The organism is Pectobacterium versatile (assembly GCF_003932035.1).
Classification (GTDB): domain Bacteria; phylum Pseudomonadota; class Gammaproteobacteria; order Enterobacterales; family Enterobacteriaceae; genus Pectobacterium; species Pectobacterium versatile.
Genome location: NZ_CP034276.1, coordinates 3,271,134 through 3,293,938, shown reverse-complemented (window position 1 = coordinate 3,293,938; position 22,805 = coordinate 3,271,134). Strand labels below are relative to the sequence as shown.

Annotated in this window: 22 protein-coding genes and 1 pseudogene; 11 read left to right on the top strand and 12 right to left on the bottom strand. The window is 52.8% G+C overall.

All coding sequences use genetic code 11. The features are described 5' to 3' along the window. Positions 1–423: 423 nt before the first annotated feature. Both EIP93_RS14935 and EIP93_RS14930 read right to left on the bottom strand, forming a co-directional pair. Positions 424–984, bottom strand: coding sequence for a GNAT family N-acetyltransferase (locus EIP93_RS14935; RefSeq protein WP_039491533.1), 561 nt, complete (start codon positions 982–984; stop codon positions 424–426). 11 nt (positions 985–995) lie between these two features. Continuing rightward, positions 996–1,892, bottom strand: coding sequence for a PhzF family phenazine biosynthesis protein (locus EIP93_RS14930; protein ID WP_119158439.1), 897 nt, complete (start codon positions 1,890–1,892; stop codon positions 996–998). Positions 1,893–2,009: 117 nt separating this feature from the next. Between EIP93_RS14930 and EIP93_RS14925 the strand changes: the two genes are divergently transcribed. Next, the gene (locus tag EIP93_RS14925) at positions 2,010–3,602 is read left to right on the top strand and encodes an ABC-F family ATPase (protein WP_072014383.1); all 1,593 of its coding nucleotides are present in this window, start codon (positions 2,010–2,012) and stop codon (positions 3,600–3,602) included. A gap of 238 nt (positions 3,603–3,840) precedes the next feature. Here the strand turns inward: EIP93_RS14925 and EIP93_RS14920 are convergent, their stop codons facing one another. From EIP93_RS14920 to EIP93_RS14910, 3 genes and pseudogenes are all read right to left on the bottom strand, one after another. Further along, positions 3,841–4,173 carry a hypothetical protein gene (locus EIP93_RS14920; RefSeq protein WP_103862156.1) on the bottom strand — a complete coding sequence of 111 codons (333 nt, stop codon included), beginning with the start codon at positions 4,171–4,173 and terminating at the stop codon, positions 3,841–3,843. Between the two features lie 119 nt (positions 4,174–4,292). After that, on the bottom strand, positions 4,293–4,862 hold the full coding sequence (locus EIP93_RS14915; protein WP_116162623.1) for a hypothetical protein: 570 nt from the start codon (positions 4,860–4,862) through the stop codon (positions 4,293–4,295). Positions 4,863–5,067: 205 nt separating this feature from the next. Then, positions 5,068–5,397 (bottom strand): annotated as a pseudogene (locus tag EIP93_RS14910) (Rha family transcriptional regulator); the annotation flags it as partial. Positions 5,398–5,683: 286 nt separating this feature from the next. Between EIP93_RS14910 and hutW the strand changes: the two are divergent. The 8 genes from hutW (at position 5,684) to fdhE (ending at position 12,547) form a co-directional block, all read left to right on the top strand. Next, positions 5,684–6,997 (top strand): heme anaerobic degradation radical SAM methyltransferase ChuW/HutW, encoded by a 1,314-nt coding sequence (gene hutW / locus EIP93_RS14905; RefSeq protein WP_107333149.1) that lies wholly within the window; start codon positions 5,684–5,686, stop codon positions 6,995–6,997. A 14-nt stretch (positions 6,998–7,011) separates the two neighbouring features. Then, a complete protein-coding gene (hutX, locus tag EIP93_RS14900) occupies positions 7,012–7,512 on the top strand; it encodes a heme utilization cystosolic carrier protein HutX (RefSeq protein WP_010295337.1) in 501 nt (166 codons plus the stop codon). After that, positions 7,509–8,138, top strand: coding sequence for an NAD(P)H-binding protein (locus tag EIP93_RS14895; protein ID WP_039471327.1), 630 nt, complete (start codon positions 7,509–7,511; stop codon positions 8,136–8,138). Before hutX ends, EIP93_RS14895 begins: the two co-directional genes overlap by 4 nt. A 160-nt stretch (positions 8,139–8,298) precedes the next feature. Next, positions 8,299–8,775 (top strand): YlaC family protein, encoded by a 477-nt coding sequence (locus EIP93_RS14890; RefSeq protein WP_010295331.1) that lies wholly within the window; start codon positions 8,299–8,301, stop codon positions 8,773–8,775. 208 nt (positions 8,776–8,983) lie between these two features. Beyond that, positions 8,984–9,706 (top strand): glutamine amidotransferase, encoded by a 723-nt coding sequence (locus tag EIP93_RS14885; RefSeq protein WP_109224796.1) that lies wholly within the window; start codon positions 8,984–8,986, stop codon positions 9,704–9,706. A 108-nt stretch (positions 9,707–9,814) separates the two neighbouring features. After that, positions 9,815–11,266 carry an aminotransferase-like domain-containing protein gene (locus tag EIP93_RS14880; RefSeq protein WP_125232922.1) on the top strand — a complete coding sequence of 484 codons (1,452 nt, stop codon included), beginning with the start codon at positions 9,815–9,817 and terminating at the stop codon, positions 11,264–11,266. 10 nt (positions 11,267–11,276) lie between these two features. Beyond that, complete coding sequence (locus tag EIP93_RS22995) at positions 11,277–11,402, top strand: hypothetical protein (RefSeq protein WP_256713076.1); 126 nt, start codon at positions 11,277–11,279, stop codon at positions 11,400–11,402. Positions 11,403–11,617: 215 nt separating this feature from the next. Beyond that, positions 11,618–12,547: a formate dehydrogenase accessory protein FdhE gene (gene fdhE / locus EIP93_RS14875; protein ID WP_095995016.1), complete on the top strand. Its 930-nt coding sequence runs from the start codon at positions 11,618–11,620 to the stop codon at positions 12,545–12,547. 53 nt (positions 12,548–12,600) lie between these two features. Here the strand turns inward: fdhE and EIP93_RS14870 are convergent, their stop codons facing one another. The 7 genes from EIP93_RS14870 to EIP93_RS14840 all read right to left on the bottom strand — a co-directional run bounded on the left by EIP93_RS14870 (position 12,601) and on the right by EIP93_RS14840 (position 19,020). Continuing rightward, complete coding sequence (locus tag EIP93_RS14870) at positions 12,601–12,927, bottom strand: DUF202 domain-containing protein (protein ID WP_029367413.1); 327 nt, start codon at positions 12,925–12,927, stop codon at positions 12,601–12,603. Between the two features lie 3 nt (positions 12,928–12,930). Further along, positions 12,931–13,296 (bottom strand): YidH family protein, encoded by a 366-nt coding sequence (locus tag EIP93_RS14865; protein ID WP_029367411.1) that lies wholly within the window; start codon positions 13,294–13,296, stop codon positions 12,931–12,933. A gap of 141 nt (positions 13,297–13,437) precedes the next feature. Further along, the gene (cydX, locus tag EIP93_RS14860) at positions 13,438–13,542 is read right to left on the bottom strand and encodes a cytochrome bd-I oxidase subunit CydX (protein ID WP_010295317.1); all 105 of its coding nucleotides are present in this window, start codon (positions 13,540–13,542) and stop codon (positions 13,438–13,440) included. Between the two features lie 19 nt (positions 13,543–13,561). Then, positions 13,562–14,701, bottom strand: a complete 1,140-nt coding sequence (gene cydB / locus EIP93_RS14855; protein WP_103941029.1) for a cytochrome d ubiquinol oxidase subunit II — start codon at positions 14,699–14,701, stop codon at positions 13,562–13,564. Positions 14,702–14,715: 14 nt separating this feature from the next. Continuing rightward, positions 14,716–16,293, bottom strand: coding sequence for a cytochrome ubiquinol oxidase subunit I (gene cydA / locus EIP93_RS14850; RefSeq protein WP_103941031.1), 1,578 nt, complete (start codon positions 16,291–16,293; stop codon positions 14,716–14,718). Positions 16,294–16,834: 541 nt separating this feature from the next. Then, on the bottom strand, positions 16,835–17,452 hold the full coding sequence (locus EIP93_RS14845; protein ID WP_125232921.1) for a tail fiber assembly protein: 618 nt from the start codon (positions 17,450–17,452) through the stop codon (positions 16,835–16,837). Beyond that, entirely contained in the window at positions 17,452–19,020 is a 1,569-nt protein-coding gene (locus EIP93_RS14840) for a phage tail protein (RefSeq protein WP_125232920.1), read from the bottom strand. Before EIP93_RS14840 ends, EIP93_RS14845 begins: the two co-directional genes overlap by 1 nt. Positions 19,021–19,320: 300 nt before the next feature. Here EIP93_RS14840 and EIP93_RS14835 point away from each other — a divergent pair, with 300 nt between their 5' ends. Both EIP93_RS14835 and EIP93_RS14825 read left to right on the top strand, forming a co-directional pair. Further along, positions 19,321–20,610 (top strand): nitrate regulatory protein, encoded by a 1,290-nt coding sequence (locus tag EIP93_RS14835; RefSeq protein ID WP_109224792.1) that lies wholly within the window; start codon positions 19,321–19,323, stop codon positions 20,608–20,610. A 930-nt stretch (positions 20,611–21,540) separates the two neighbouring features. Then, positions 21,541–22,800, top strand: coding sequence for a CmpA/NrtA family ABC transporter substrate-binding protein (locus EIP93_RS14825; protein WP_095995008.1), 1,260 nt, complete (start codon positions 21,541–21,543; stop codon positions 22,798–22,800). Positions 22,801–22,805 lie beyond the last annotated feature (5 nt).

The window sequence follows — 22,805 nt, the reverse complement described above, 5'->3', positions numbered from 1 at the left end:
TGCACAAATCGGCGACGTGTGGGTAGACAAAAAGGAAAGGGGATGAACAGGATGTGAGAGAGGATGAGAAAACAAAAGCCGCCTGTAGGAGGCGGCTTCAGAGATTGTTCATATCACAATCAGAACGGGCTGATGATTGACCCAATACGTTCACAGTAACTGACATAAACATCTCCCATTCTTTTAAAGAATTTGCTGATTTTGCGCATCGTTTTCATTATCAGGCTCCTCTAATGGGTTAATTAAGTGTGATGTTCATCACGTTTTTAATGGTAGCGAAGATGAAATTGAATTTCAACATTTTTGTGATGTTAGTCACAAAAATATAACGATATGGCAAAGGTCATGCATCGTGAAGAGAAAGAATCTGATGCGCAGCCGGGAGGTCAGCGCATCAGGCGATGGAAGGTATACGGGGTAATATCAGGCAGGATAGCGATAAATATTGTGATCGAACCACTGCTCGCCAATCTGCTCGGCGTCTTTCTCCGTGTGGTGAAAGCGGAAGCCAAGTCGTTGAGCGACAGTGTTGCTACGCGTGTTGGCGGTTGAGGCTCTGATGACGCAGCGCTCAACGAGGCTCGCATCGGTATAGGCTGTTATCAGCGTGCTGACGGCCTGAGAAACGATGCCTTTGCCTTCAAATGCTTCGGCGATCCAATAGCCGATGACGCCTTCTTTATCCTGAATCGTGTTGAAGGAGACGATGCCAGCCAGCGCGTCGTCCCAGCGGATAACGTACACAGCGGCCGTTTTATCGAAGAATGTCTTTCTGTTGGCGCGAATGGTTTCACGCGTGTCATCGACGGTCTTAACAGAATCCGGCCAGGGTAAAGTACGCCGCAGACGCGCTTTTTCCTGCTGAATCAGGGTAAAGAGCGCATCGGCATCGCTTTCTTCCTGAATCGTTAGGCACAGATGGGGCTGATGACGCAATGCATACAGTGCATCTGTAAATGACGTATCGGCAAATGGCGTTGCCATAAAATCCCTCCTTATCCCTGCAACGTACCGTCAACGATCGTGACGCTGTGTCCGCCGATCCACGGCTCATCGTTCAGGTAAGTGACGGTAATCTGGCCATCGCGCTGTAGCATAGTGCCCTGTCGCGCAAGGTAGCTAAGTGGTGCGGTGACGTTATTCGTCGAGTGCTGCTGGCGAAGCAGTGCAGCCAGACAGGCATTGGCGCTGCCGGTAACCGGATCTTCCTTGATATGACCGCGTTCGATGTAGAACGCGCGAACTTCATAATCGGCAGGCGTTGCGCCATCGTGCGGGCCATAGACAGCGATGCCGTTGGTCTGGCTGAGATTTTGTACGGCTGAGAGTGCTTCTGCATCCGGTGTCATGTTCAGGCAGGTGTTAGCGCTGTCTACGCGAATCACGAGCCAGCGAATGCCCATGTGTACCGCGGTGGGCGGGTAGCGGGTATCGATAGCGGCACGATCAAAACCAGTAATGCCCAGCGTTTTTTCCAGCAGTGGCAGGTGTTCATCGTCAAATGGAACGATGGTGGCCTGAGGTGCGTGAAAAGCGAGGCTCGCATCCTCACCGATGTTGATTGGCACGAGACCAATGCCGCATTGTTGTACCAACTGGCCCGGAGATTTAGGACGCAATCCTTCTTCCAGCAGGGCATGTGCGGTGCCTAGCGTAGGGTGTCCGGCAAAGGGCAGCTCCGATTCTGGCGTAAAAATGCGGACGTGGTAATCCGCTAAAGGGTCGGTGGCTGGCAGGACAAACGTGGTTTCTGACAGGTTTGTCCAGCGAGCGATCTCCTGCATTTGCGCATCGGTTAACCCCTTTGCCTCCATAATGACGGCAAGCGGATTGCCCTTGAAAGGCTGCTGGGTGAAAACGTCGACCTGTTTGAAACGACGTAGTATAGGCATCGCATTTCTCTCCTGTATGCGCTATCGCTTAAATATTACTCAAAACTAACCGCGATCCTATCGCGCGCTTGTGGCATAATGCGCGCCAAATCACATTCCGACTCGAGTATAAGTGCTGTGTTAAGTACCAACAATATCACCATGCAGTTCGGCAGCAAGCCGTTGTTTGAAAACATTTCCGTTAAATTTGGCGGCGGCAACCGTTACGGTTTGATTGGCGCGAATGGTTGCGGCAAATCCACATTCATGAAGATTCTCGGCGGCGACCTGGCGTCGAGCGGCGGTAACGTCTTCCTCGATCCTAATGAACGTCTGGGGAAATTGCGTCAGGATCAGTTCGCTTTTGAAAAATACAGCGTGCTGGATACCGTTATCATGGGCCACGGCGAGCTGTGGGCGGTAAAAGAAGAGCGCGACCGTATCTATTCATTGGCTGAAATGAGCGAAGCCGACGGCTATAAAGTTGCCGATCTGGAAGTGCAATACGGTGAGATGGATGGCTACAGCGCAGAGTCACGCGCAGGCGAACTGTTGCTGGGCGTGGGGATTCCCGTTGAGCAGCATTATGGCTTGATGAGTGAAATTGCTCCCGGTTGGAAACTGCGTGTCCTGTTGGCGCAGGCGCTGTTTGCCGATCCTGATATCCTGCTGCTTGACGAACCGACCAACAACCTGGATATCGATACGATCCGCTGGCTGGAGCAGGTGCTGAACGAGCGTAACAGCACCATGATCATCATCTCGCATGACCGTCACTTCCTGAACATGGTTTGTACGCACATGGCGGATCTGGACTACGGCGAGCTGCGTATTTATCCCGGCAACTATGATGAATACATGACGGCAGCGACGCAGGCTCGTGAGCGTTTGTTGTCCGATAACGCCAAAAAGAAAGCGCAGATTTCCGAACTGCAATCGTTCGTCAGCCGCTTTAGCGCCAACGCCTCTAAATCCAAGCAGGCGACATCACGCGCACGTCAGATTGATAAAATCCAGCTAGATGAAGTGAAAGCGTCCAGCCGTCAAAACCCGTTTATCCGTTTTGATCAGGATAAGAAATTGTTCCGTAATGCGCTGGAAGTTGAAGCGTTGAGCAAAGGTTTTGATAATGGCCCGCTGTTTAGCAAGCTGGGTCTGATGATCGAAGTGGGTGAGAAAGTCGCAATTCTGGGTGCCAACGGTATCGGTAAATCGACATTGCTGAAAACGCTGGTCGGTGATTTCGAGCCGGATAGCGGTACGGTAAAATGGTCTGAAAACTCAAAAATTGGCTACTACGCGCAGGATCACGAATACGAATTCGATGAGACGCTGACCGTTTTTGACTGGATGAGCCAGTGGAAACAGGAAAAAGACGACGAGCAAGCCGTGCGTAGCATTCTCGGTCGTTTGCTGTTCAGCCAGGATGATATCAAGAAGAAAGTGAAGGTGTTATCCGGTGGTGAAAAAGGCCGCATGCTGTTCGGTAAGCTGATGATGCAGCGTCCGAATATTCTGGTGATGGATGAACCAACCAACCACCTTGATATGGAATCCATTGAATCGCTGAATATGGCGCTGGAAATGTATGAAGGGACGCTGCTGTTCGTCTCTCATGACCGTGAATTTGTCAGCTCATTGGCGACCCGTATTCTGGAAATTACGCCAAATAAAGTGATCGATTTCACCGGCAACTATGAAGATTACCTGCGTAGTCAGGGTATTCAGTAATCCATTAGCCGCTTTCCTAAACAGTTGTTTGGGAAAGCGGATCTTTCAGCGGTTCACTATCTGGCAATGTCTTCGAATTGTAGTGAACCACGCCAGCAGCCCGAGGGTTAATTGTTCAAGGGGGACGTGTTTTGATACTCCGTTAACGGTGACAATATCGGAATCTGTTTCATGCTTCAGGCGGCACAAGTATGCCTTAGAGCCACCTATTCAGCCAGTGCGTTTATATCATCCATCATTATTTACACGCCTCGACGCCTAAGTAATATGCTATTGATTCATAGACTATCCCACTCATACGCGGGTCTGGCGATGATGCCTTCATTTGTTCGAGTGTTTCACCATCTCCAAGGTATTTAACCGTGGAATTCTTGCAATCGTAAATGCGTTTAGAATAAGAGGTTCCCGATGGCCCTACGCGTTTTGTAACGATGGTTTTCATTCCACCTTGCGAACCCTTTTCGAGAATTGTGTACTGCGCTTTAGAGTCTGTTGGAATGGTAATCACATAATTTTTAGCACTCACCCCACCAGAAGCCAGCAATAACGCTGCAATCGCTATCTTCTTCATCGCTATCCCCATTGGTAAATATTAGTTAATCGTAGACGGAACAGTGGGCAATGGGAAGCAAGAAACCCGCCGAAGCGGGTTGGATGAGGGGGGATGCAGGCTAATTTGTAGCTGTAGCGTCAAGGCGATAAGCTATCTCCGTTAAGACTGAACTCAACATGAACTCGACCTGAAACGCGCCTGTCAGAATATCCGCTTTTGCTCTCACCCATTCCTATATATAGTTTTCCAGTATAATTCTCGTGCGAAAAAACCGACTCCCACTTGCCACAGTTGGTGTTTGTTACGCAAGGGAAAAAGGAAAAATCGTCATTGTATACATGTTCGTTAACTTCTTTTGGCGTTCCGTATCTTTCAGTGAGTATTTTCTTCAGCTCATTATAAATGTGCTTACTTTTATCAATACTGTCGAGGCCAGTAAGATCGTATGTATTAAAGGTTATTCTCTTAAGTCTATCGTTTTTATATAAAAAGTTATATGCACCTTCTATATTAAAAGATTCTTTCGGCGGTGTTGTTACATATAGAATTACCCAATCACCTCTTAATGGTATTTTATTGAATGTCGGAAGCCCCAATGAGGACACGCTTCTAGATCTATCATTCCACTCAACACCAAATGGCGCTTCGGATTTTCTATCGCAACCTGAAAGCAAAACTAACAAAGTCGCAATCGCTATCTTCTTCATCCCTATCCCCATTGGTAACATTTTCTCACAGGTTAGCACAGAGACATAGCAACACAACTGATCAAATATCAGGATTTCAGGAAGGCAATCAATCGATAGCGTAACTTAATCACTTCTCAACCTTTTCCATGTTCTTGGTAGCTTTTCTACATCTACCTTCTTCCAGTCGCAATAGTGGTATTTTTTTCTTCCGCTCATTCATCAATCAGCTGCCGATAGTGCCTTTCAGCTTCGATCTGGTATCCTCTGTCGCTAATTGGTGCATTGCCTCTTCGCCCATTAGTTGGCGGTTCTGTAACTGTCCAGCCATCCAGTTGAAAGCCTGAATGTAGGTTATTTTGCTTTGCATGGCTGCTTTACCCGTGAATCCCATAACTACCAGCATGAAGCCGTCTTTTGTCATGCTGTACATACGGCGCATTTCTCCTTTTTTATCAATATATTCAACCTCCTCAAAATTGAGGTGGTTGAATTCAGGAGGACAATCAACCTCTAACCGTTTAATCGCTCGGATAACGTTGTCGTGCCGCTTGCCGAAAAATTTTGCCTATTAATCTCTCAAATTAACGAACTTTAATAAACGCTGTTTTTTTTTCGTACTTGTTAAAAAAACAAAGAGGGATACATCGTAACCCTCTGAAATAAAATAGCGATACGTTTTTTCGGCATGATTTTCAGTTTGCACAAAAGAAAACGATTTGTTAATCCACTGCGTCATTTTGTCGCACTCACATTCCGCCTGTTTATTTACGCCTCCGTCACGTTGCCAAATAAAAATAATTATCATTTAATTTATTTTATTGATTATTTGGGGGCCGTTAATGAACATCGATTTGACGCCGTATTATGCCGAGCCCGGTGAGCAGCCTTTTGGCGCCCGACGTATGGCAATGCCTTGGCGCAACCATGTGCCGCTTTCACCAGAACAGATTCCGGCCAGTTGGCAGACGCTGAAGCAGCAGACCGTGCCTGCGCGTAAGCGTCTGCTCTATCTGCACATTCCTTTCTGCGCCACGCACTGCACGTTCTGCGGTTTTTATCAAAACAAACTGCGTGATGACAGCACGGCGACCTATACCCGCTATTTGTTGCAGGAATTGGCGATGGAAGCGGACAGCCCGCTGCATCAGTCTGCGCCGATTCATGCGGTGTATTTTGGCGGTGGTACGCCAACGGCGCTGGCGGCCGATGAGCTGTCACAGATCATTCGCGCGATCCGTACCTCTCTGCCGCTGGCACCGGACTGTGAAATCACGGTGGAAGGGCGGGCGATGGATTTTGACGATGAGCGAATCGATGCCTGTCTGGATGCGGGAGCGAACCGCTTCTCCATTGGGATTCAGACGTTCGATACTCGCATTCGTCAGCGTATGGCGCGTACGTCAGATAAGCAGCAGTCAATTCGCTTCCTTGAGCGCCTGTGCGAGCGAGACAGAGCCGCCGTAGTGTGCGATCTGATGTTCGGCCTGCCGGAACAAACGCCGGAAATCTGGCGCGAAGATCTGGCGATTGTCAGTGATTTACCGTTAGACGGCGTCGATCTGTATGCGCTTAATCTGTTACCGACCACGCCGCTGGCGAAAGCGGCCGAAAACCAGCGTGTCGCGCTGCCTGATGTGGTGGCCCGTCGTGATTTTTACCGGACTGGCGCGGCATTTCTGGCCGATGCTGGCTGGCACCAGCTTAGCAACAGTCACTGGGCGCGCACTACGCGTGAACGCAACTTGTACAATCTGCTGATTAAACAGGGCGCGGACTGTCTGGCAATGGGAAGCGGTGCGGGCGGCAATATAAACGGGCAAGCCTACATGATGGAACGCAGCCTGGAGCGCTACTACCAGCAGATCGATCAGGGGCAAAAACCGATCATGATGATGACACCAGCCAGTCCTACCGGGCCGTGGCAGCATCAGCTTCAGGCGGGTATTGAGGTCGGTCGTATCAAGCTGCCTCAACTGACTCGACATGCCCGTGAACTTCAGCCGTTACTCAGCCAGTGGCATCAGGCCGGGCTGACCTGCGACGATTCCACCTGCCTGCGCCTGACCAATGATGGCCGCTTCTGGGCGAATAACCTGATGCAGGCATTACAACAAATTATCCCCCAGCTTAATGCCGAAGAGCATGCGCACTAACCGGAGACGCAACGATGACCATGACACTGAATGAATTACTGGCAACCAACCCTGATGGCACACTGGAAGAGATTGCCGGAAAGTATAATACCTCGCTGTTTGCTGTCGTTGAGGCCTTGCCTGCGGCTCAGCGTACGCTGGCAACGGGCGATCGTTTCGATCAGGTCTGGGACACGATTGCGACCTGGGGTGAAGTGACGCTCATCAGCCACACGGCAGACGCGATTCTGGAATTCAAGAGCGAGCTGCCAACCGGTACGCACCGTCACGGTTACTTTAACCTGCGCGGCAAAAATGGCCTGAGCGGGCATATCCGTGCAACGAGCTGTCAGCACATTGCATTTATTGAGCGTAAGTTCATGGGGATGGACACCGCGTCCGTGGTGTTCTTTAATGCCAGCGGTGCAGCGATGTTTAAAATTTTCCTTGGACGAGACAGCCACCGTCAGCTGCTGAGCGCTCAGGTTGAGGCGTTCCGCGCGCTGGCGAGTGAATTACAACCGGAGCAGGTATGACGTGGTTACTTTTCGGCGCAGGCAATGGGGTCGGCGCCTGCTTATTACAGCGCGCCATTGAGTGCGAGCAGGCGGTCGTACTCGTCTTGCGTAATCCTGAACAGGCCAAACACTGGCGTGAGCAGGGAATGACGGTAGTGGAAGGCGATGCCTGCGACCCGGAAACGGTAGCGGAAGCCTGCCGCGTGGCGGGGCCTTCTGCCATTGTGGTATCAACAATGGGCGGCGGCACGGTAAATTATCAGGGTCATCGCACGGTGATCGATGGCGCAGAGCAGGCTGGCATCAAGCGTATGCTGCTGGTGACGTCACTGGGCTGCGGCGATAGCTGGCCGCTGTTGTCGCCACGCGCCAGAGCTGCGTTTGGCTTCGCGGTACGTGAGAAATCGCTGGCAGAAAGCTGGTTGCAAAGCAGTACGTTGGATCACTGTATCGTTCGTCCCGGCGGCCTGCTGGACGTGGTCGCGACACACAATGCAAAACTGACGCAGGGTACTGCTACGTTGGGATTGGTGTCACGCTGGGATGTCGCGTTGGCGGTTGATCAGCTGTTGCAGCAACCCGTGTTTGGCAATCACATCTACAATCTGATCGATCCCGATCTCACAATGCCCGCCATTCCGTAACCCTCGCTATTTTGTCGTCAATGTTGCCGGGAGAATTCATCCCGGCATCAGTCAAACTGTTATAGTCAATCTGTCGAAAACTGTATCTGTTATCTCTCATGTGGCTATGTTCTAATCGATGCAAGCAGTGTTGTATTCCTCAAGCACGATGGTGATGACAATGGATGAAGTAAAACGCCTTCTGACCGAAGAGATCGAACGTATTAATCGGGAAGAAAAACGCGACAATAAAATACGTTTTAGCCGCAAATTCATGCAGTCTCACCCCTATCTGTTTGCCGCGATGCTGGTGAGCTACGTGCCGGTCGCGATCATCCTTTTTTATGCCCCTTATTTTGGTTTGCCCTACCTGATAGGCTTTACCGTTTTCCTGCTGGTGATGACGCTGGCCCTCTCAGTGGATATCAACCCGACCTATCGCTTTGAAGACATTGATACCTTGGATCTCCGCGTTTGCTATAACGGCGAGTGGTTTACTGTCCGCCACGTGTCGCAGGACACGCAGGATAAGTTGTTACACAACGAGCAGGTGCCGTCAGCCGTGAAGGCGGGGATAGAGAAAATTCGACGCACGAAAGGTGACGTTGATTTCTACGACGTCTTCTCGCTGGCCTACCACCAACAGCCTTCCCGTTAGCAGGCTCTTTCTGCCCTCAAACCGCCCATTCCGCGATGACCAAATAATGCGCATGGCTTTTTCTATGCGCAGATTTTCATGGTGGTTGGTTTTCGCCGGAATACTGGTTTTCATATAGTCATAATGCTACGTTCGTTAGAAGCAGCGAGCGCCGCATTCTTGTGGTTTTTCAGGTTGATGGTTTTTCAAATACGGGCAGAACAGGACGATGAGCGAAAAGGTATTGCTGGTGATTCAGTTGGGCCAACCGCCGGAAGGCATCGCGTCTCAGGTGGGGCAGCAGGGAAAGTGGTTTACCGATGCGGTGCAGGGTAAGACGCAGCCGGTGCAGGTGGTTCGTCCCGATCTTGGGGAGCCGTTACCGCCGTTTGATACGCTGGCAGCGGTGGTGATTTCCGGCTCGTGGTCGATGGTCACGGATCGGCTGGACTGGAGTGAATACACCGCTGGCTGGCTGCGTGAAGCGTATTACGCAGATGTCCCTTTGTTGGGCGTGTGCTACGGGCATCAACTGCTGGCCGATGCGCTGGGCGGCAAAGTCGGGGATAACCCGAACGGCAAGGAAGTCGGCGTTCAGGTTGTGACAACCCATGAAGCCGCTGCGCACGACATCTTACTGCGTGATTATCCGCAGCAGTTTGGCGCTTATCTGACGCATCAGCAATCCGTGCTGGAACCGCCTGCGGGCGCGCAGGTGCTGGCGAGTTCAGAGATGGATGGCTGCCAGATTATCCGCTACAGCGATAAAGTATTGACCGTACAATTCCACCCGGAATTCAGCGCGGACATCATGCTGACGTGCCTGCGTCATAATGAAACGACCCTGCGACAGGGTGGCTGGGATGTCGATCGGATGATGGATATTCCACAGGAACCCGTTTGGGCGCGCAAGATCCTGCTGGATTTTGTACAACGCTACGCGGCGAAATAGCCCTCGAACAACGCATTATTGTCGATAAAGCGTCCTTCTCGATCGTCACTCATTGGTGATGATCGAGCCAAAAATCATGACAGACTCATCCACCGAAACCGTAGCGCTATGGCAAAGTTTGAACAGCTTGCTCACCAAATCCGTGAGCAGCTTCAGGAAGGGATCTGGCAGCCGGGCGACAAACTGCCCTCGCTGCGGGAAAAATCGCTGCACTCAGGCATGAGCCTGATGACCGTGCTGCACGCGTATCAGCTGCTGGAAAGTCAGGGGCTGATTGTGTCGCGTCCGCAGTCGGGGTATTACGCAGCACCGCAGCTATCCGCATTACCGGCAGACAGCCTGCATTCGCCCGTGGGGCAGGAGCGCGTTCAGTTGACCGAAGACGTGGACGTCAATGCGTTCATTTTTGATGTGCTCCAGGCCAGCAAAGATCCGGCGGTGATGCCGTTCGGATCGGCGTTTCCCGATCCGCAGCTCTTTCCACAGCGTCAACTGACGCGCTCGCTGGCCTCGGTGGCGCGTCATATGCAGCCACAGAGCGCGCTGGATAATTTGCCGCCGGGTAATGAGAGCCTGAGGAAGAACATCGCCCAGCGCTATGCGTTGCAGGGCATTGCCGTCTCGCCCGATGAGATTGTGATTACGGCGGGGGCGATGGAGTCCCTCAATCTCAGTCTTCAGGTACTGACGGAGCCGGGCGATTACGTGGTGATCGAATCTCCGGCTTTTTACGGTGCGCTACAGGCGATCGAACGCCTTAAGCTCAAAGCGATTGCGATAGCGACCGATCCGCAGCAGGGCATCGATCTTGAGGCGTTGCAGCAGGCGCTGAATGATTACCCGATCAAAGCCTGTTGGTTGATGACCAATTTTCATAACCCGCTTGGCTGCACGCTGTCCTGGGAGAAGAAACAGCGGCTGGTGGCGATGCTGGAGAAACATGGTGTCGGGCTGGTAGAAGATGACGTCTACAGTGAGCTTTACACGGGCCTGCAACGTCCGCTACCCGCAAAAGCGTTGGATAAAAAAGGCACGATTCTGCACTGTTCCTCGTTTTCTAAAAATCTGGTGGCAGGGTTCCGTATTGGCTGGGTGGCGGCAGGGAGCCATGCGGGCAGCATTCAACGTTTACAACTGATGAGTACATTATCAACCAGCGCACCGATGCAGCTGGCGATTGCGGATTATCTGGCGACCAGCAGCTATGACAGCCACCTGCGCCGCCTGCGGCGAGCGCTGGAGCAGCGCAAACATGCGGCATTACAGTCGCTACGCCGACACTTTCCCGGTGAAGTCCGCATTAATCATTCGCAAGGCGGTTATTTTCTCTGGCTGGAGTTGCCTGAAGGTGTCAGCAGCACGGAGCTATACCGTCGTGCGCTGGAGCGGGGTGTCAGCATTGCGCCGGGGAAAATGTTCACGACCGGCGACAAATACGATCGCTATTTCCGCTTTAACGCGTCCTACGAATGGGACGATCGCTGTGAACAAAGCGTGATCGTCTTAGCATCGCTGATTCGGGCGCAGATAGGCGAGTGCCTGACTCGATCACCCCTTTAGAGGTGTGGAGATGCTTGCCGCTTTTCTGCTACTGTTTCCGTCATGGCGGAAGGTGGCAGCATTGATGGCGAAAAACAGCCATAACCTTGCCGGAAATCAGGAAGTCGATAGGCACGATGCGTATAATCCCGGCTAAAGCTGAGCGATACCCGAATGCTGATTATTTAAGCTCGTTTTTAGGGGAAACACAGGGGGAGGTTCCCGCAGGAAGGCCTCACCCCTGTGGTCGCCCCGTGTATCTCGATCTTTAAGCGATTGGCATTAGCTATTATACCCGGACCGCGCTGGCGGCCTTCCTGCACCCCGAAACCTATCGGATAGACAACGTAAATAACAGGAAAAACCACCCTGATGAGTATTCGCATTGTTCCTCAGGAACAGTTAGAACAGAACGAAAAATCGATGCCGGAAGGGAACATCCCTCCGCTGCTTTTTGCTAATCTGAAAAGCCTGTACAGCAGCCGCGCAGAGCGTCTGCGTCAGTTAGCTGAAGAGCACCCGTTGGGGGATTATCTCACCTTCGCCGCAGGCGTGGTGGAAGCCCAGCAGAAGGTACTGCACGATCATCCGTTGAAGCTTGACCTGAGTGATGTGCTGAAACAGTCCGGTGAACGTCCACCGCTCGATATCGCGGTGTTCCCGCGTGATGCGCACTGGCACACGCTGCTGCGTGCGTTGATCGAAGAATTAAAACCGGATGCTAGCGGACAGGTGTTATCCACGCTGGAGAATCTGGAAAAAGCCTCAGAGCAGGAGCTGGAAGAACAGGCGACAGCACTGCTGCAACACGAGTTTCGTGCCGAGAGCAATGATAAAGCCCCGTTCATCTGGGCGGCGCTGTCGCTGTTTTGGGCGCAGATGGCAAGCCAACTGCCCGGTAAAGCGCGTGCAGTACCCGGCGAACATCGCCAGTTCTGCCCCGTGTGCGGCAGTATTCCTGTATCGGGCGTGGTGCAGTTAGGTACCTCCAGCGGGCTGCGTTATCTGCACTGCAATCTGTGCGAGAGCGAATGGCACATGGTACGGGTGAAATGCAGCAACTGTGAAGAATCGAGCGAGCTGAACTATTGGTCGCTGGATAGCGAGAATTCCGCTATCAAAGCGGAAAGCTGTGGTCACTGTGGCACGTATCTGAAACTGTTGTATCAGGAAAAAGATCACCGTGTAGAAGCCGTCGCTGACGATTTGGCATCGCTGGTGCTGGATGTGAAAATGGAGGAAGAAGGTTTTTCTCGCAGTAGCATCAATCCCTTCCTGTTCCCGGAAAGTTCGATCGAATAGCCAGTCTAATCGGTGAAGCACGTTCGGGCTTCACCGCCTTTCTTGCAAAAAACCTATCCTTGCCACACGCCGCTGAAGTGCAGCAGCAAGACCAGCGCAGTTATCGCGATTGACGATGACGTAAGGACGATCAGCCCGTGGCTGACGCGTGATAACACCGGTTGGCAAGAGGCGTTAAAGCGGTAGCGCAGAATCGCCAGAACCGACATCAGAGCAGAGACGCACAAAAGCAGGATGGCGCAGGCAAAAACGGCGCGGCTGTCATCTACCATGCTCAAACGAAAACACAGCAGGCTATTTATCAACATCACAAACAGGGTGCGTGTCCAGGCCATGCCGGTTCGCTGCGGTTGTAACCCCGGATCGCGTGTTGTCTCCATGTGCTACCCGAACAGGATCATGGCGGCAAGCGCGATGGCAATGAGGGTGATAAACAGCGTCACGATCAGCAGCATTGGCGTATACGGTATATCACTTTCCTGACGCATGGCTTTCTCATTGCTGACCCAGCGACGATAGGCCAGACCGCCGAGCAATGCTGCGCAGACGACCAGCAGCAGAGCCAGCCCCTGACGCACCAGCGGATCGAGATGAACGGTAAATTGGTCGATACCCACCGCACCTGCAAGAAACGCCAGCGCGGTGCGAATCCACGCTAGAAAGGTGCGCTCATTCGCTAATGAAAAACGGTAGTCCGGGGTTTTCCCCTGACTCCACCACGGCGTTTTGTCCTGTCTGGGTGTTGTCATGTCGTCGTCTGATTTCAGGTTAAAAGAGGGCATCCGATTGGGCGCAGCGTCTGCATTCTAGCGCCCTTGGCGAGTTTCGTCTGCCCTGATGACTGTCTCAGTACGAAATGATGAAGCGCCCGATGGCGGCGCTTCGTTCTCTCAAGGGGCGTCTTTGCCCGCTTCATGGTTCTCAACGGCCAGCGCGGTGACCAGCGCGAACGCGCAGGCCAGCAGCGTGCCCAGTATCCAGGCGAAATACCACATTTTATTTCTCCTCAAATCGTTAGTAAACGGAGTGCTTATTTTCTTCGATGTAACGCGCATCGACCCGACCGAACATCTTGTAGTAACACCAACTGGTATAAAGCAGGATGGTGGGGACAAAAATGCAGGCCAGAATGGTCATCACCTGAAGCGTAAGCTGGCTGGACGTCGCATCCCAGATGGTCAGGCTGACGTTGGGATCGAAGCTGGAAGGCATCACGAACGGGAACAGCGTAATCCCTGCCGTCAAAATCACGCAGACAATCGTCAATGACGAGGTCAGAAAACCCCAGCCGCAGCGGTTCACGCGCGAGAAGAGACAGGTGAACCACGGCAGAACCACACCCAATGCGGGGATCGCCCACAGCGCGGGATTCGCAGTAAAGTTGGTTAACCAGGCACCGGCCTGCTGGACCACGTCTTTATTCAGTGGATTAGACGGAGCCGCTTTATCCAGCGTGGAGGTAATCAGGTAGCCGTCGATTCCGGTAACGACCCACAGGCCAGCCAGTAAGAAGGTGAGGCTCATCAGAGTGCTGGCTATTAGGACGGTTTTTTGCGCGCGACGCTGAAGTGCATCTGTGGTGCGCATTTGCAGGTAAATCGCGCCGTGTGCGACGATCATCGCGACACTTACGACGCCTGCCAGCAGCCCGAACGGGTTCAACAGGCCAAAGAACCCGCCGTGGTAGGTGAGGCGCAAATACTTATCGACGCTCAGCGGTACGCCCTGTAACAAGTTGCCTAATGCGATGCCGAACACCAGCGTAGGGACGACGCTGCCGATGAAAATGCCCCAGTCCCACATGTTGCGCCAGCGGCGATCTTCCAGTTTGGAGCGATAATCAAAGCCAACCGGCCGGAAGAACAGAGCGGCCAGCACCAGAATCATGGCGAAATAGAAACCGGAAAACGCGGCAGCATAAACCATCGGCCAGGCGGCGAACAGTGCGCCCGCCGCGGTGATCAGCCAGACCTGATTGCCGTCCCAGTGCGGGGCGATCACGTTAATCATCACCCGCCGTTCGGTATCGGTCTTGCCCAGCAGGCGCAGCAGAATGCCCACGCCCATGTCAAAGCCGTCAGTGATGGCGAAGCCGATGAACAACAGGCCAATCAATCCCCACCAAATCAGACGTAATGTTTCATAATCCAGCATTATTATGGCTCCCGTTAAGGTTTTGCAGGTGTCGCGAGGGATTGTGTCGTCGGCTGTTCAAAGTGGTAGCGGCCGGTTTTCAGGCTGCTTGGCCCCAGTCGGGCAAATTTGAACATCAGATACATTTCTGCGATCAGAAACAGCGTGTACAGTCCGCAAATCAGCCCCATCGACAGCAGGATGTCGTGTGCTTCCAGAGACGAATTAGCGATGGCGGTAGGCAGAACTTCACCGACTGCCCACGGCTGGCGGCCGTACTCGGCGACGAACCAGCCGGATTCAATCGCGATCCAGGGCAGGGGGATGCCGTACAGCGCCACGCGGTGCAGCCATTTGCGCTGCCCCATGCGGCCGCGTATGACGCTCCAGAACGACAGAGCAAAAATGCCGAGCATCAGCACGCCGCAGCCCACCATCAGGCGAAAAGCGATATACAGCGGCGCGACGCGAGGAATCGAATCTTTGGTTGCCTGCTGAATCTGGTTTTCGCTGGCGTTGGCGACGTCATCGGTATAGCGCTTAAGCAGCAGGCCGTAACCAAGATCGCGCTTGGCGGCTTCAAATTGTGCGCGAACGGCGGGGTCGGTGTTACCTGAGCGCAGTTCCTCCAGGAGGCCATAGGCCGTCATGCCGTTACGAATGCGTATCTCATGCTGTGTCATCAGGTCTTTAATGCCGACGACGGGTTTGTCGAGCGAACGGGTAGCGATGAGCCCCAGCAGGTAGGGAACGTGGATCGCGTAATCATTCTGCATCGTTTCCTGATTGGGGATGGCGAACAGCGTGAAAGAGGCAGGTGCAGGCTGCGTTTCCCATTCGGCTTCGATCGCGGCCAGCTTGGTTTTTTGTACGTCTCCCATCACATAGCCGGATTCATCGCCTAGTACGATCACGGATAGCACCGAGGCCAGACCGAAACTGGCGGCAATCGCGAACGAGCGTTTGGCAAAGGCGATATCGCGGCCTCTCAACAGGTAGTAAGAGCTGATCCCGAGTACAAACATCGCGCCAGCGGTGTAGCCCGCGGCTACGGTGTGCACAAACTTCACCTGCGCGACCGGGTTCAGCACCAGTTCGGCGAAGCTCAGCATTTCCATGCGCATAGTTTCGTAATTGAATTCGGCGGCAATCGGGTTTTGCATCCAGCCGTTGGCGACCAGAATCCACAGGGCGGAAAAGTTGGAGCCTAGCGCGACGAACCAGGTCACCAGCATATGCTGGACTTTGGTCAGACGATCCCAGCCGAAAAAGAACAGGCCGATGAGTGTAGATTCGAGGAAGAACGCCATGAGTCCTTCCATTGCCAGCGGCGCACCAAAAATATCGCCCACGTAGTGAGAATAGTAAGACCAGTTGGTGCCGAACTGGAATTCCAGCGTCAGACCGGTTGCCACGCCCAGCGCAAAGTTGATGGCGAACAGCTTGCCCCAGAATTTGGTCATATCCTTATAGATTTGCTTGCCGGTCAACACATAAGTCGTGTTCATAATGGCCAGCAGGAAAGACAACCCCAGCGTCAGCGGGACGAAAAGAAAGTGATACATGGCAGTCAGGGCAAATTGCAGCCGCGACAGCTCAACGACATCAAACATGTTAGGCTCCTAGCTTCAGGCAGGAAAATGCTGTTATTCCGATGCTTGCCGGAATAAATAGTGATGAATAAAATGCGAATAAATTACCGCCGACGATATTTGCATCCGTCAGAAATTAACGTCACTGATTGAAGTGAGATAAGAATGAATAGTGAATAAAATGTGCGGGGATTATAGCGTGCAAAAACTGAAGGATAAATAGTACAGTTTGTTGATTCGGTTTTTTTATCTTTAATGTCATTATTTTGGTTTTATATTTTAATTTCAAATTGTCTCTTGGTGTTTAATTTCATTTTATTTTAATTGCTGGATTTTTATTCTGTGTATTTATTGGTGTTGGGGATTTAATTTAATTAAAATAGTACAGATTTGAGATGTATAAATATAACAGTTTCATTTTTTATTTAATTTTACATTTGGCGATGAAAATAATGGGGAATTATCAGAGTGCCCATTACTAATGATGCGGAAATGATGCGCGTGTGCCGTACGTTAAATACGGCACACCATTATTGAGGTAATTGGATGCGGGTTACACCGATTACACGGAAGGGGCTTCTGGCCACACGACGGATGCAGCGGTGAGATCAATGCGGTTCAACGTCACCAGATAAATTTTCCATTGGGTTAGCCGCTCTTGCTCTTCATCCGTGGCAATAGCCAAATCCACTGCGTAGTTCAGCTCGGCAATTCGGGTATTTGCTGTCGCGCGCCGTGCTGTCAGTTCCTGCTGTAGGCTTTTGGTTGCGGCAAGCTGTTGCGCTTCTAAGTTTGTCACCCAGGCCGCCCCATTCCACTGATCAAACTCGGTTGCTGGAGCCAGAAATGTCATATTTTCCGGCAGTTCGCCGAACTGCGTCACCGTCTGCGCTTGTCGTGTTTCCGTACTGTAAACCGTCTGGCCGCGATAGTCTGGCACCGGTTCCCATGCCTTACCGTCTGCACTACGGCGCAAGGCTTGGCCGACAGGCGGCAATTGCGGTTCGTCCGCGTAGCTGTCGGCGGGCAGGCCAACACCTTGCATAACATATTCATAGCTGGCGCTCTGATATTCCCGCGTAGTCGGATTAACGTGATAAACGGTAATCCACCCCGTGTTGATGGCTAATCCGTGTTCGTTCAGTTCTGCGTTTTTAATTTGTGTTGAATAGTTGCTCATTATGCTGCTCTCACGATGTAGTTAAAGGCGATATTGCGGGGACGGTTTTCTGATGCTGTCGGGACTACGCGGGATGCGTCGAATGCAAAACCATTTTGTGATGTGAATGTGTTTGCTGTGATTTGTGTCACGTCAATGGCACTGTGTGTAAATGCACCTGAAAATACTCCGGGGTATGCCCCAGTTGTCATAGCGCCGCTACCTGTAATGTTTCTAATTGCATCGCTCTGTGACGACATCAACGCCCGTCCAGCATCAACACTGCGATCATCGTCCCAGCCGCGAACAAATTCGCCACGCAAATCTGGCAATACACCGGACGGGTAGCGTGACGCTAAAACCGGATACAGAATTTTATCGAATGTCTGGCCGTTGCATTTCAACCAGCCGCTTGGAGCGACGGCGGTAGGGAACGGGAGCGGGATACCGGCAATATCAGACAGCGATAGCGCACCAATAGCCGAAGGAGTTAGATTCCCTGAGTGGTACACATCAACCCAGTCACTCACTGAGTCATATGTAAATTGACGAAATTTAAACGACAGACTGACACTGTCTCTGCCTAATAGATCCCACCCATACGTAGCGGCCTCTTGAACGTGAATGCCAGACGCACCCGTCCCCGGAAACGGATTGTCAGCCTGACCTGCGCTATATGAGAAAAACCCACAACCAGCAGCACCACCCGTTGACCCGTTAGCACGAGGTCGTGCATTTGCGCCCAGACCATGAGCGCCGTTAATCATTAGCGCCCTGAGTGTTGTATCATCAACAGATATTTGCTTCACCAATCCTACATTCTGCCGAAACCGTTCTTTATCTAAAATATCCGCGCCGTTCTGGTCTTTTGCCAGTTTCCCCGCCAGCGTATTCAACACCGTTGTGCTGAAGTTCGGGTCATTACCCAGCGCGTTAGCTAACTCTTGCAGCGTATCGAGCGCCGCAGGAGAACCATTAACCAATGCTGCTACGGCGGCTTTCACAAAGGCCGTTGTCGCCAGTTGTGTGTCATTAGAACTGGATGCAGCCGTTGGCGCGGTTGGCGTGCCCGTGAATGCAGGGCTGGCTTTCGGGGCATACTGAGGATGCGCATCGAGGATGGAAGCATGGGCATTCAGCTTATTGGCTACGTCAGTTTTCACATCAGCAATGGCATTCACCACGGTGGTACTGAAGTGCGGATCGTTGCCCAACGCGTTCGCCAGCTCTTGCAGCGTATCCAGTGCTGCCGGAGAGCCATTGACCAGTGCGGCAAGGGCCGATTTCACAAATGCTGTGGTGGCAATTTGCGTGTTGTTTGCCGTTTGCGCTGTCGTTGGCGCGGTGGGTGTTCCCGTCAGCGCCGGGCTATTTTTTGGGGCATATTGCGAATGCGGGTCGCTGGCAGCGAGATGTACCTGCAAACTCTCACCCGTGGTTTCCTGCATTTTTTTCAGGTAAGCCGTGCGGCTGGCTAATTGCTCAGCCTGACGGTTAGAGATACCCCCTGGGCCTGCGACAACGGGATCCGATGTCTCAAGCTGATAAATTCCATCAATCCAGCTTTCTTGTTCAGATAAATTCGCCATGCTTATGCGTTCCTATGGTTGTGACGTCGCTACGATGCGGCTTTTACAGCGATTCTTTCTGTTTCCACGCCGATGTCAGCATCATGCCGATGGCTATAAAACAGTTTTAGTAACGATGATGAGAGTACCTTTTGCGATGGGGCTGGTTTAGTAACGGAGTTTAAAAATTGAAGTGAAACGTGTACGAAATCGGCAGCCATCGTGCGGACAACATGTCCTTGCTTCCCGCCAAATGTGAGCTGATGCAAATGGCGCGCTAATTGCATATTCCTGACTGTGGTTTTTTCAGGAGAGACAGCAATGGTGGCGGAGCCTTCAACGACAATTCGATTTTTACTTGCCTCGCGCCAGTGTGAGCTGAACAGCCTGCGTTACCTGCTGCAAAGCGGTGAGCTGGTGGGCAAAATCAGCCAACTCGTCCATCTATTGCAGCGTGAACGGGGAACGGCCAACCTGTTTCTTTGCTCCGATGGTCGACTGTTCGCCGACGAACTGGCGCTACGTGAGAAAGACGCGCAGGTGGCACAGACGCACTTGATGACACATCTGGCCGGATTGGAAAAAATGACGGCGGAATTACCGCAGGCGAGCCGTTTATTCAGCCGTGTTGCCAGCGTGGTTTATGCGCTGAGCCTGCTGCCCGCGCTGCGCCAGCAGATTCGCCAGCGTTTGCTGCCTCAGCCGCAGGCGATGACGTTTTTCAACGACATTGTCCGCAACCTGCTGGCGCTGGTTTTTGAGGTCTCAGACACGGCGGCCGATCCGGGGATTTCCCGCGCGTTGATTGCCATGTTCAGCTTTATGCAGGGGAAAGAACTGGCGGGGCAGGAGCGAGCTATCGGCGCGGCGGCCTATGCGGCAGGCAGCGTCGATGAGGAAACGCGGCAAAAGTTGCTGGATTTGATTGAACGGCAGGATCGCTGTTTCGATACCTTTCTGAGTTTTAGCGATGAAGAAAACCAGCAGCGCTGGCGTGCTATCACGGTAGACAGCGAGTTTGAGCGCCTGCGCCGCATTGTCTGCACCCGCAGCCCGATAGAAAAGCTGCCGGAAGCCGATAGCCTGCACTGGTTTTCGATTGCCACGCGGCGCATTGATGAAATGAAACAGATGGAGGATGAACTGGAGCAGACGCTGATGCAGCGCTGCCGTACCCGTATTGCGTCAGCGGAGAAGGCATGCAGCGATCAGCGAGCGGATCTCGACGCGCTGATGGCGCAGCAGGAGCATGACGATCCCGGTTATTCGATATTTATCGCTGGCCATGATGTAGAAGGACAAAGTGCGCAGCCCGGCTGGTTACATAGCGATGGTGTCAGCCCACAGTTGGGGCGATCGCTGCTGTCGCTGGTGCAGCAACAGTCGCGTCGCTTACAGGCGCAGGATCATGAATTGGCTGCGCTGCGAGCCACGTTGAATGAAAGAAAACAGATCGATCGTGCGAAGGGCTTGCTGATGCAGCACCGTGGATTAAGCGAAGAAGAGGCCTACAAAACCCTGCGCCGCATGGCGATGAGCCAGAACAAAAAGCTGATTGACATCGCGACGGCGATGCTCGCGGTGGCCGATGTATTTGGTGATACCCCTTAAGAGGTATATGCACATGAACTGTGCGTGTTCTGCCAGTTGGCGGTGCAAGGCATCGTCCCGTGAGGAGGAAATCTCAGAGTCAATGGCAGTATGAAGTGGTTTCGTGCGTAAAAATATCGTCATTTCTATGCTACGTCGTAGCACACGCACGACACGGGGCGCTCAGTCGCCGCCGCCCCGTGACCCGAGGCTTTTTCGCGGGAAATTACGCCGCTGCGCGGTTCCTTCGGAAAATCAGTCGCCTGACGGACCGTGGCTGACGCGTTCCCGACGCGGCAGCCACTTTCGCAGCGTCCATGCTGCTCATCCTGGAGACTGATTTGTCCTCAGCGTAATTTACGCGACAGAAAAGACAAACCACTATTACCCTCTTTCTGTCGTGGTCATAAATCATAAAATATCACTATTTATTAATGTCTTACTTTCGCATGGCGTAAAAATTATGCAGCGGCGGACATGACCGCCGAGTGAGCGGCATGGATGCCGCGAAAGTCAGTGCCGCGTCGGGAACGCGTCACTGGCGGCTCGATTAGCGGTCATGTCCACCGATGGCACCGCGTAGCGGCATAATTTAGCCAGAAGCCAGGGTTCGCAGGGCTGCGGCGCTTGAGCGCCCTGCGTCGGGCGCGTGTACGGTATTGCATATCATGGTGATGGTATGGCGCACGAAACTGTCTCTGAGTCTGTATAGAAATGTGACTAAGAGACGGCTCCTGCGAAGTGGAACGCTCAAAAGTGTGATAGCTGGCACAAACCTTGCTTTAACTCATTAGCAACAACCAAACATTCATAATGCGTTTCGGGCCAACGGCGGTGCGGAAGGTGTTAATCGGACAACGGCGTCCATAAGCGTGCAGATTCTGCATGGGCTTGTGGACGCCGTTTTTGTTTTTACCGCCTGAAAAGGTGTTTTGCGCAAGGGTGTCGTTGATGAGTGATTCCAAAACCAAAAGCATGACCGTCTCTCGCCGCCAGTTTCTGTTGGGGAGTGCTGCACTGGGAGGCAGCCTGATGCTGCCGGGGTTGATGAATAGCGCCTGGGCTGCCGGTTCCGACGCACCGGAGAAAAAGGAAATTCGGGTTGGGTTTATCCCGTTGACGGACTGCGCCTCGGTCGTGATGGCGGCAGTGAAAGGCTTCGATAAGAAATATGGCATCACCATTGTTCCCAGCAAAGAAGCCAGTTGGGCCGCGGTGCGCGACAAGCTGGTATCGGGTGAACTGGACGCCGCCCACATTCTGTATGGTCAGCTGTACGGTCTGCAAATGGGGCTGTCTGGATCACAGAGCAACATGGCGGCACTGATGACGCTCAACCAGAATGGACAAGGCATCACGCTGGCGAACCAGCTGCGTGCAGCCAACGTCACGGATCTCGCCGCGCTGCAAAAGTATGTTGCCGCTAGTCCTGCGGGCACTTACACCTTCGCGCAAACCTTCCCAACCGGTACGCACGCCATGTGGCTCTATTACTGGCTGGCCTCCGCCGGTATTCATCCGCTGAACGACGTGCGCACCGTGGTGGTGCCGCCGCCGCAGATGGTGATGAACATGAAGATTGGCAACATGGTTGGCTATTGCGTCGGCGAGCCGTGGAACCAGCGTGCCATCAGTGAAAACATCGGCTTTACCGCCGCCACCTCGCAAGATATTTGGCCAGATCATCCGGAAAAAGTGCTGGGCACCCGTGCTGACTGGGTAAACGCCAACCCAAATAGCGCCCGTGCGCTGACCGCCGCGATTCTCGATGCCTCGCGCTGGATTGATGCCTCGGATGACAACCGCCGCGAAACAGCTGGCGTGGTTGCCGGACGCGCGTACATCAATGCCAAAGAAGAAACTATCGTCGGACGTATGCTGGGCCAGTACGAGAACGGGCTGGGGAAAAGCTGGAAAGACGAACACGCGATGCGTTTCTACCACGACGGCTCCGTGAACTATCCGTACCTGTCCGACGGCATGTGGTTCCTCACCCAGCACAAACGCTGGGGCTTGCTCACCGAAGAGCCGGATTATCTGGCTGTCGCGAAGCAGGTTAACCGTATTGATATCTATAAGCAGGCGGCCGATGCCGTGGGGAATGTGCCATTGCCCGGTAGCGACATGCGCAGCAGCGTGCTCATCGATGGCCGTCGCTGGGATGGTAGCGATCCAGCGGGTTATGCCAACAGTTTTAGCGTGAAGAAATAAGTGAG

Coding starts and splice junctions, on each gene's coding strand:
- EIP93_RS14935 (WP_039491533.1), bottom strand. CDS start 984: ATGGCAACGCCATTTGCCGATACGTCATTTACAGATGCACTGTATGCA.
- EIP93_RS14930 (WP_119158439.1), bottom strand. CDS start 1,892: ATGCCTATACTACGTCGTTTCAAACAGGTCGACGTTTTCACCCAGCAG.
- EIP93_RS14920 (WP_103862156.1), bottom strand. CDS start 4,173: ATGAAGAAGATAGCGATTGCAGCGTTATTGCTGGCTTCTGGTGGGGTG.
- EIP93_RS14915 (WP_116162623.1), bottom strand. CDS start 4,862: ATGAAGAAGATAGCGATTGCGACTTTGTTAGTTTTGCTTTCAGGTTGC.
- hutW (WP_107333149.1), top strand. CDS start 5,684: ATGAACATCGATTTGACGCCGTATTATGCCGAGCCCGGTGAGCAGCCT.
- hutX (WP_010295337.1), top strand. CDS start 7,012: ATGACCATGACACTGAATGAATTACTGGCAACCAACCCTGATGGCACA.
- EIP93_RS14895 (WP_039471327.1), top strand. CDS start 7,509: ATGACGTGGTTACTTTTCGGCGCAGGCAATGGGGTCGGCGCCTGCTTA.
- EIP93_RS14890 (WP_010295331.1), top strand. CDS start 8,299: ATGGATGAAGTAAAACGCCTTCTGACCGAAGAGATCGAACGTATTAAT.
- EIP93_RS14885 (WP_109224796.1), top strand. CDS start 8,984: ATGAGCGAAAAGGTATTGCTGGTGATTCAGTTGGGCCAACCGCCGGAA.
- EIP93_RS14880 (WP_125232922.1), top strand. CDS start 9,815: ATGGCAAAGTTTGAACAGCTTGCTCACCAAATCCGTGAGCAGCTTCAG.
- EIP93_RS22995 (WP_256713076.1), top strand. CDS start 11,277: ATGCTTGCCGCTTTTCTGCTACTGTTTCCGTCATGGCGGAAGGTGGCA.
- fdhE (WP_095995016.1), top strand. CDS start 11,618: ATGAGTATTCGCATTGTTCCTCAGGAACAGTTAGAACAGAACGAAAAA.
- EIP93_RS14870 (WP_029367413.1), bottom strand. CDS start 12,927: ATGGAGACAACACGCGATCCGGGGTTACAACCGCAGCGAACCGGCATG.
- EIP93_RS14865 (WP_029367411.1), bottom strand. CDS start 13,296: ATGACAACACCCAGACAGGACAAAACGCCGTGGTGGAGTCAGGGGAAA.
- cydX (WP_010295317.1), bottom strand. CDS start 13,542: ATGTGGTATTTCGCCTGGATACTGGGCACGCTGCTGGCCTGCGCGTTC.
- cydB (WP_103941029.1), bottom strand. CDS start 14,701: ATGCTGGATTATGAAACATTACGTCTGATTTGGTGGGGATTGATTGGC.
- cydA (WP_103941031.1), bottom strand. CDS start 16,293: ATGTTTGATGTCGTTGAGCTGTCGCGGCTGCAATTTGCCCTGACTGCC.
- EIP93_RS14845 (WP_125232921.1), bottom strand. CDS start 17,452: ATGAGCAACTATTCAACACAAATTAAAAACGCAGAACTGAACGAACAC.
- EIP93_RS14840 (WP_125232920.1), bottom strand. CDS start 19,020: ATGGCGAATTTATCTGAACAAGAAAGCTGGATTGATGGAATTTATCAG.
- EIP93_RS14835 (WP_109224792.1), top strand. CDS start 19,321: ATGGTGGCGGAGCCTTCAACGACAATTCGATTTTTACTTGCCTCGCGC.
- EIP93_RS14825 (WP_095995008.1), top strand. CDS start 21,541: ATGAGTGATTCCAAAACCAAAAGCATGACCGTCTCTCGCCGCCAGTTT.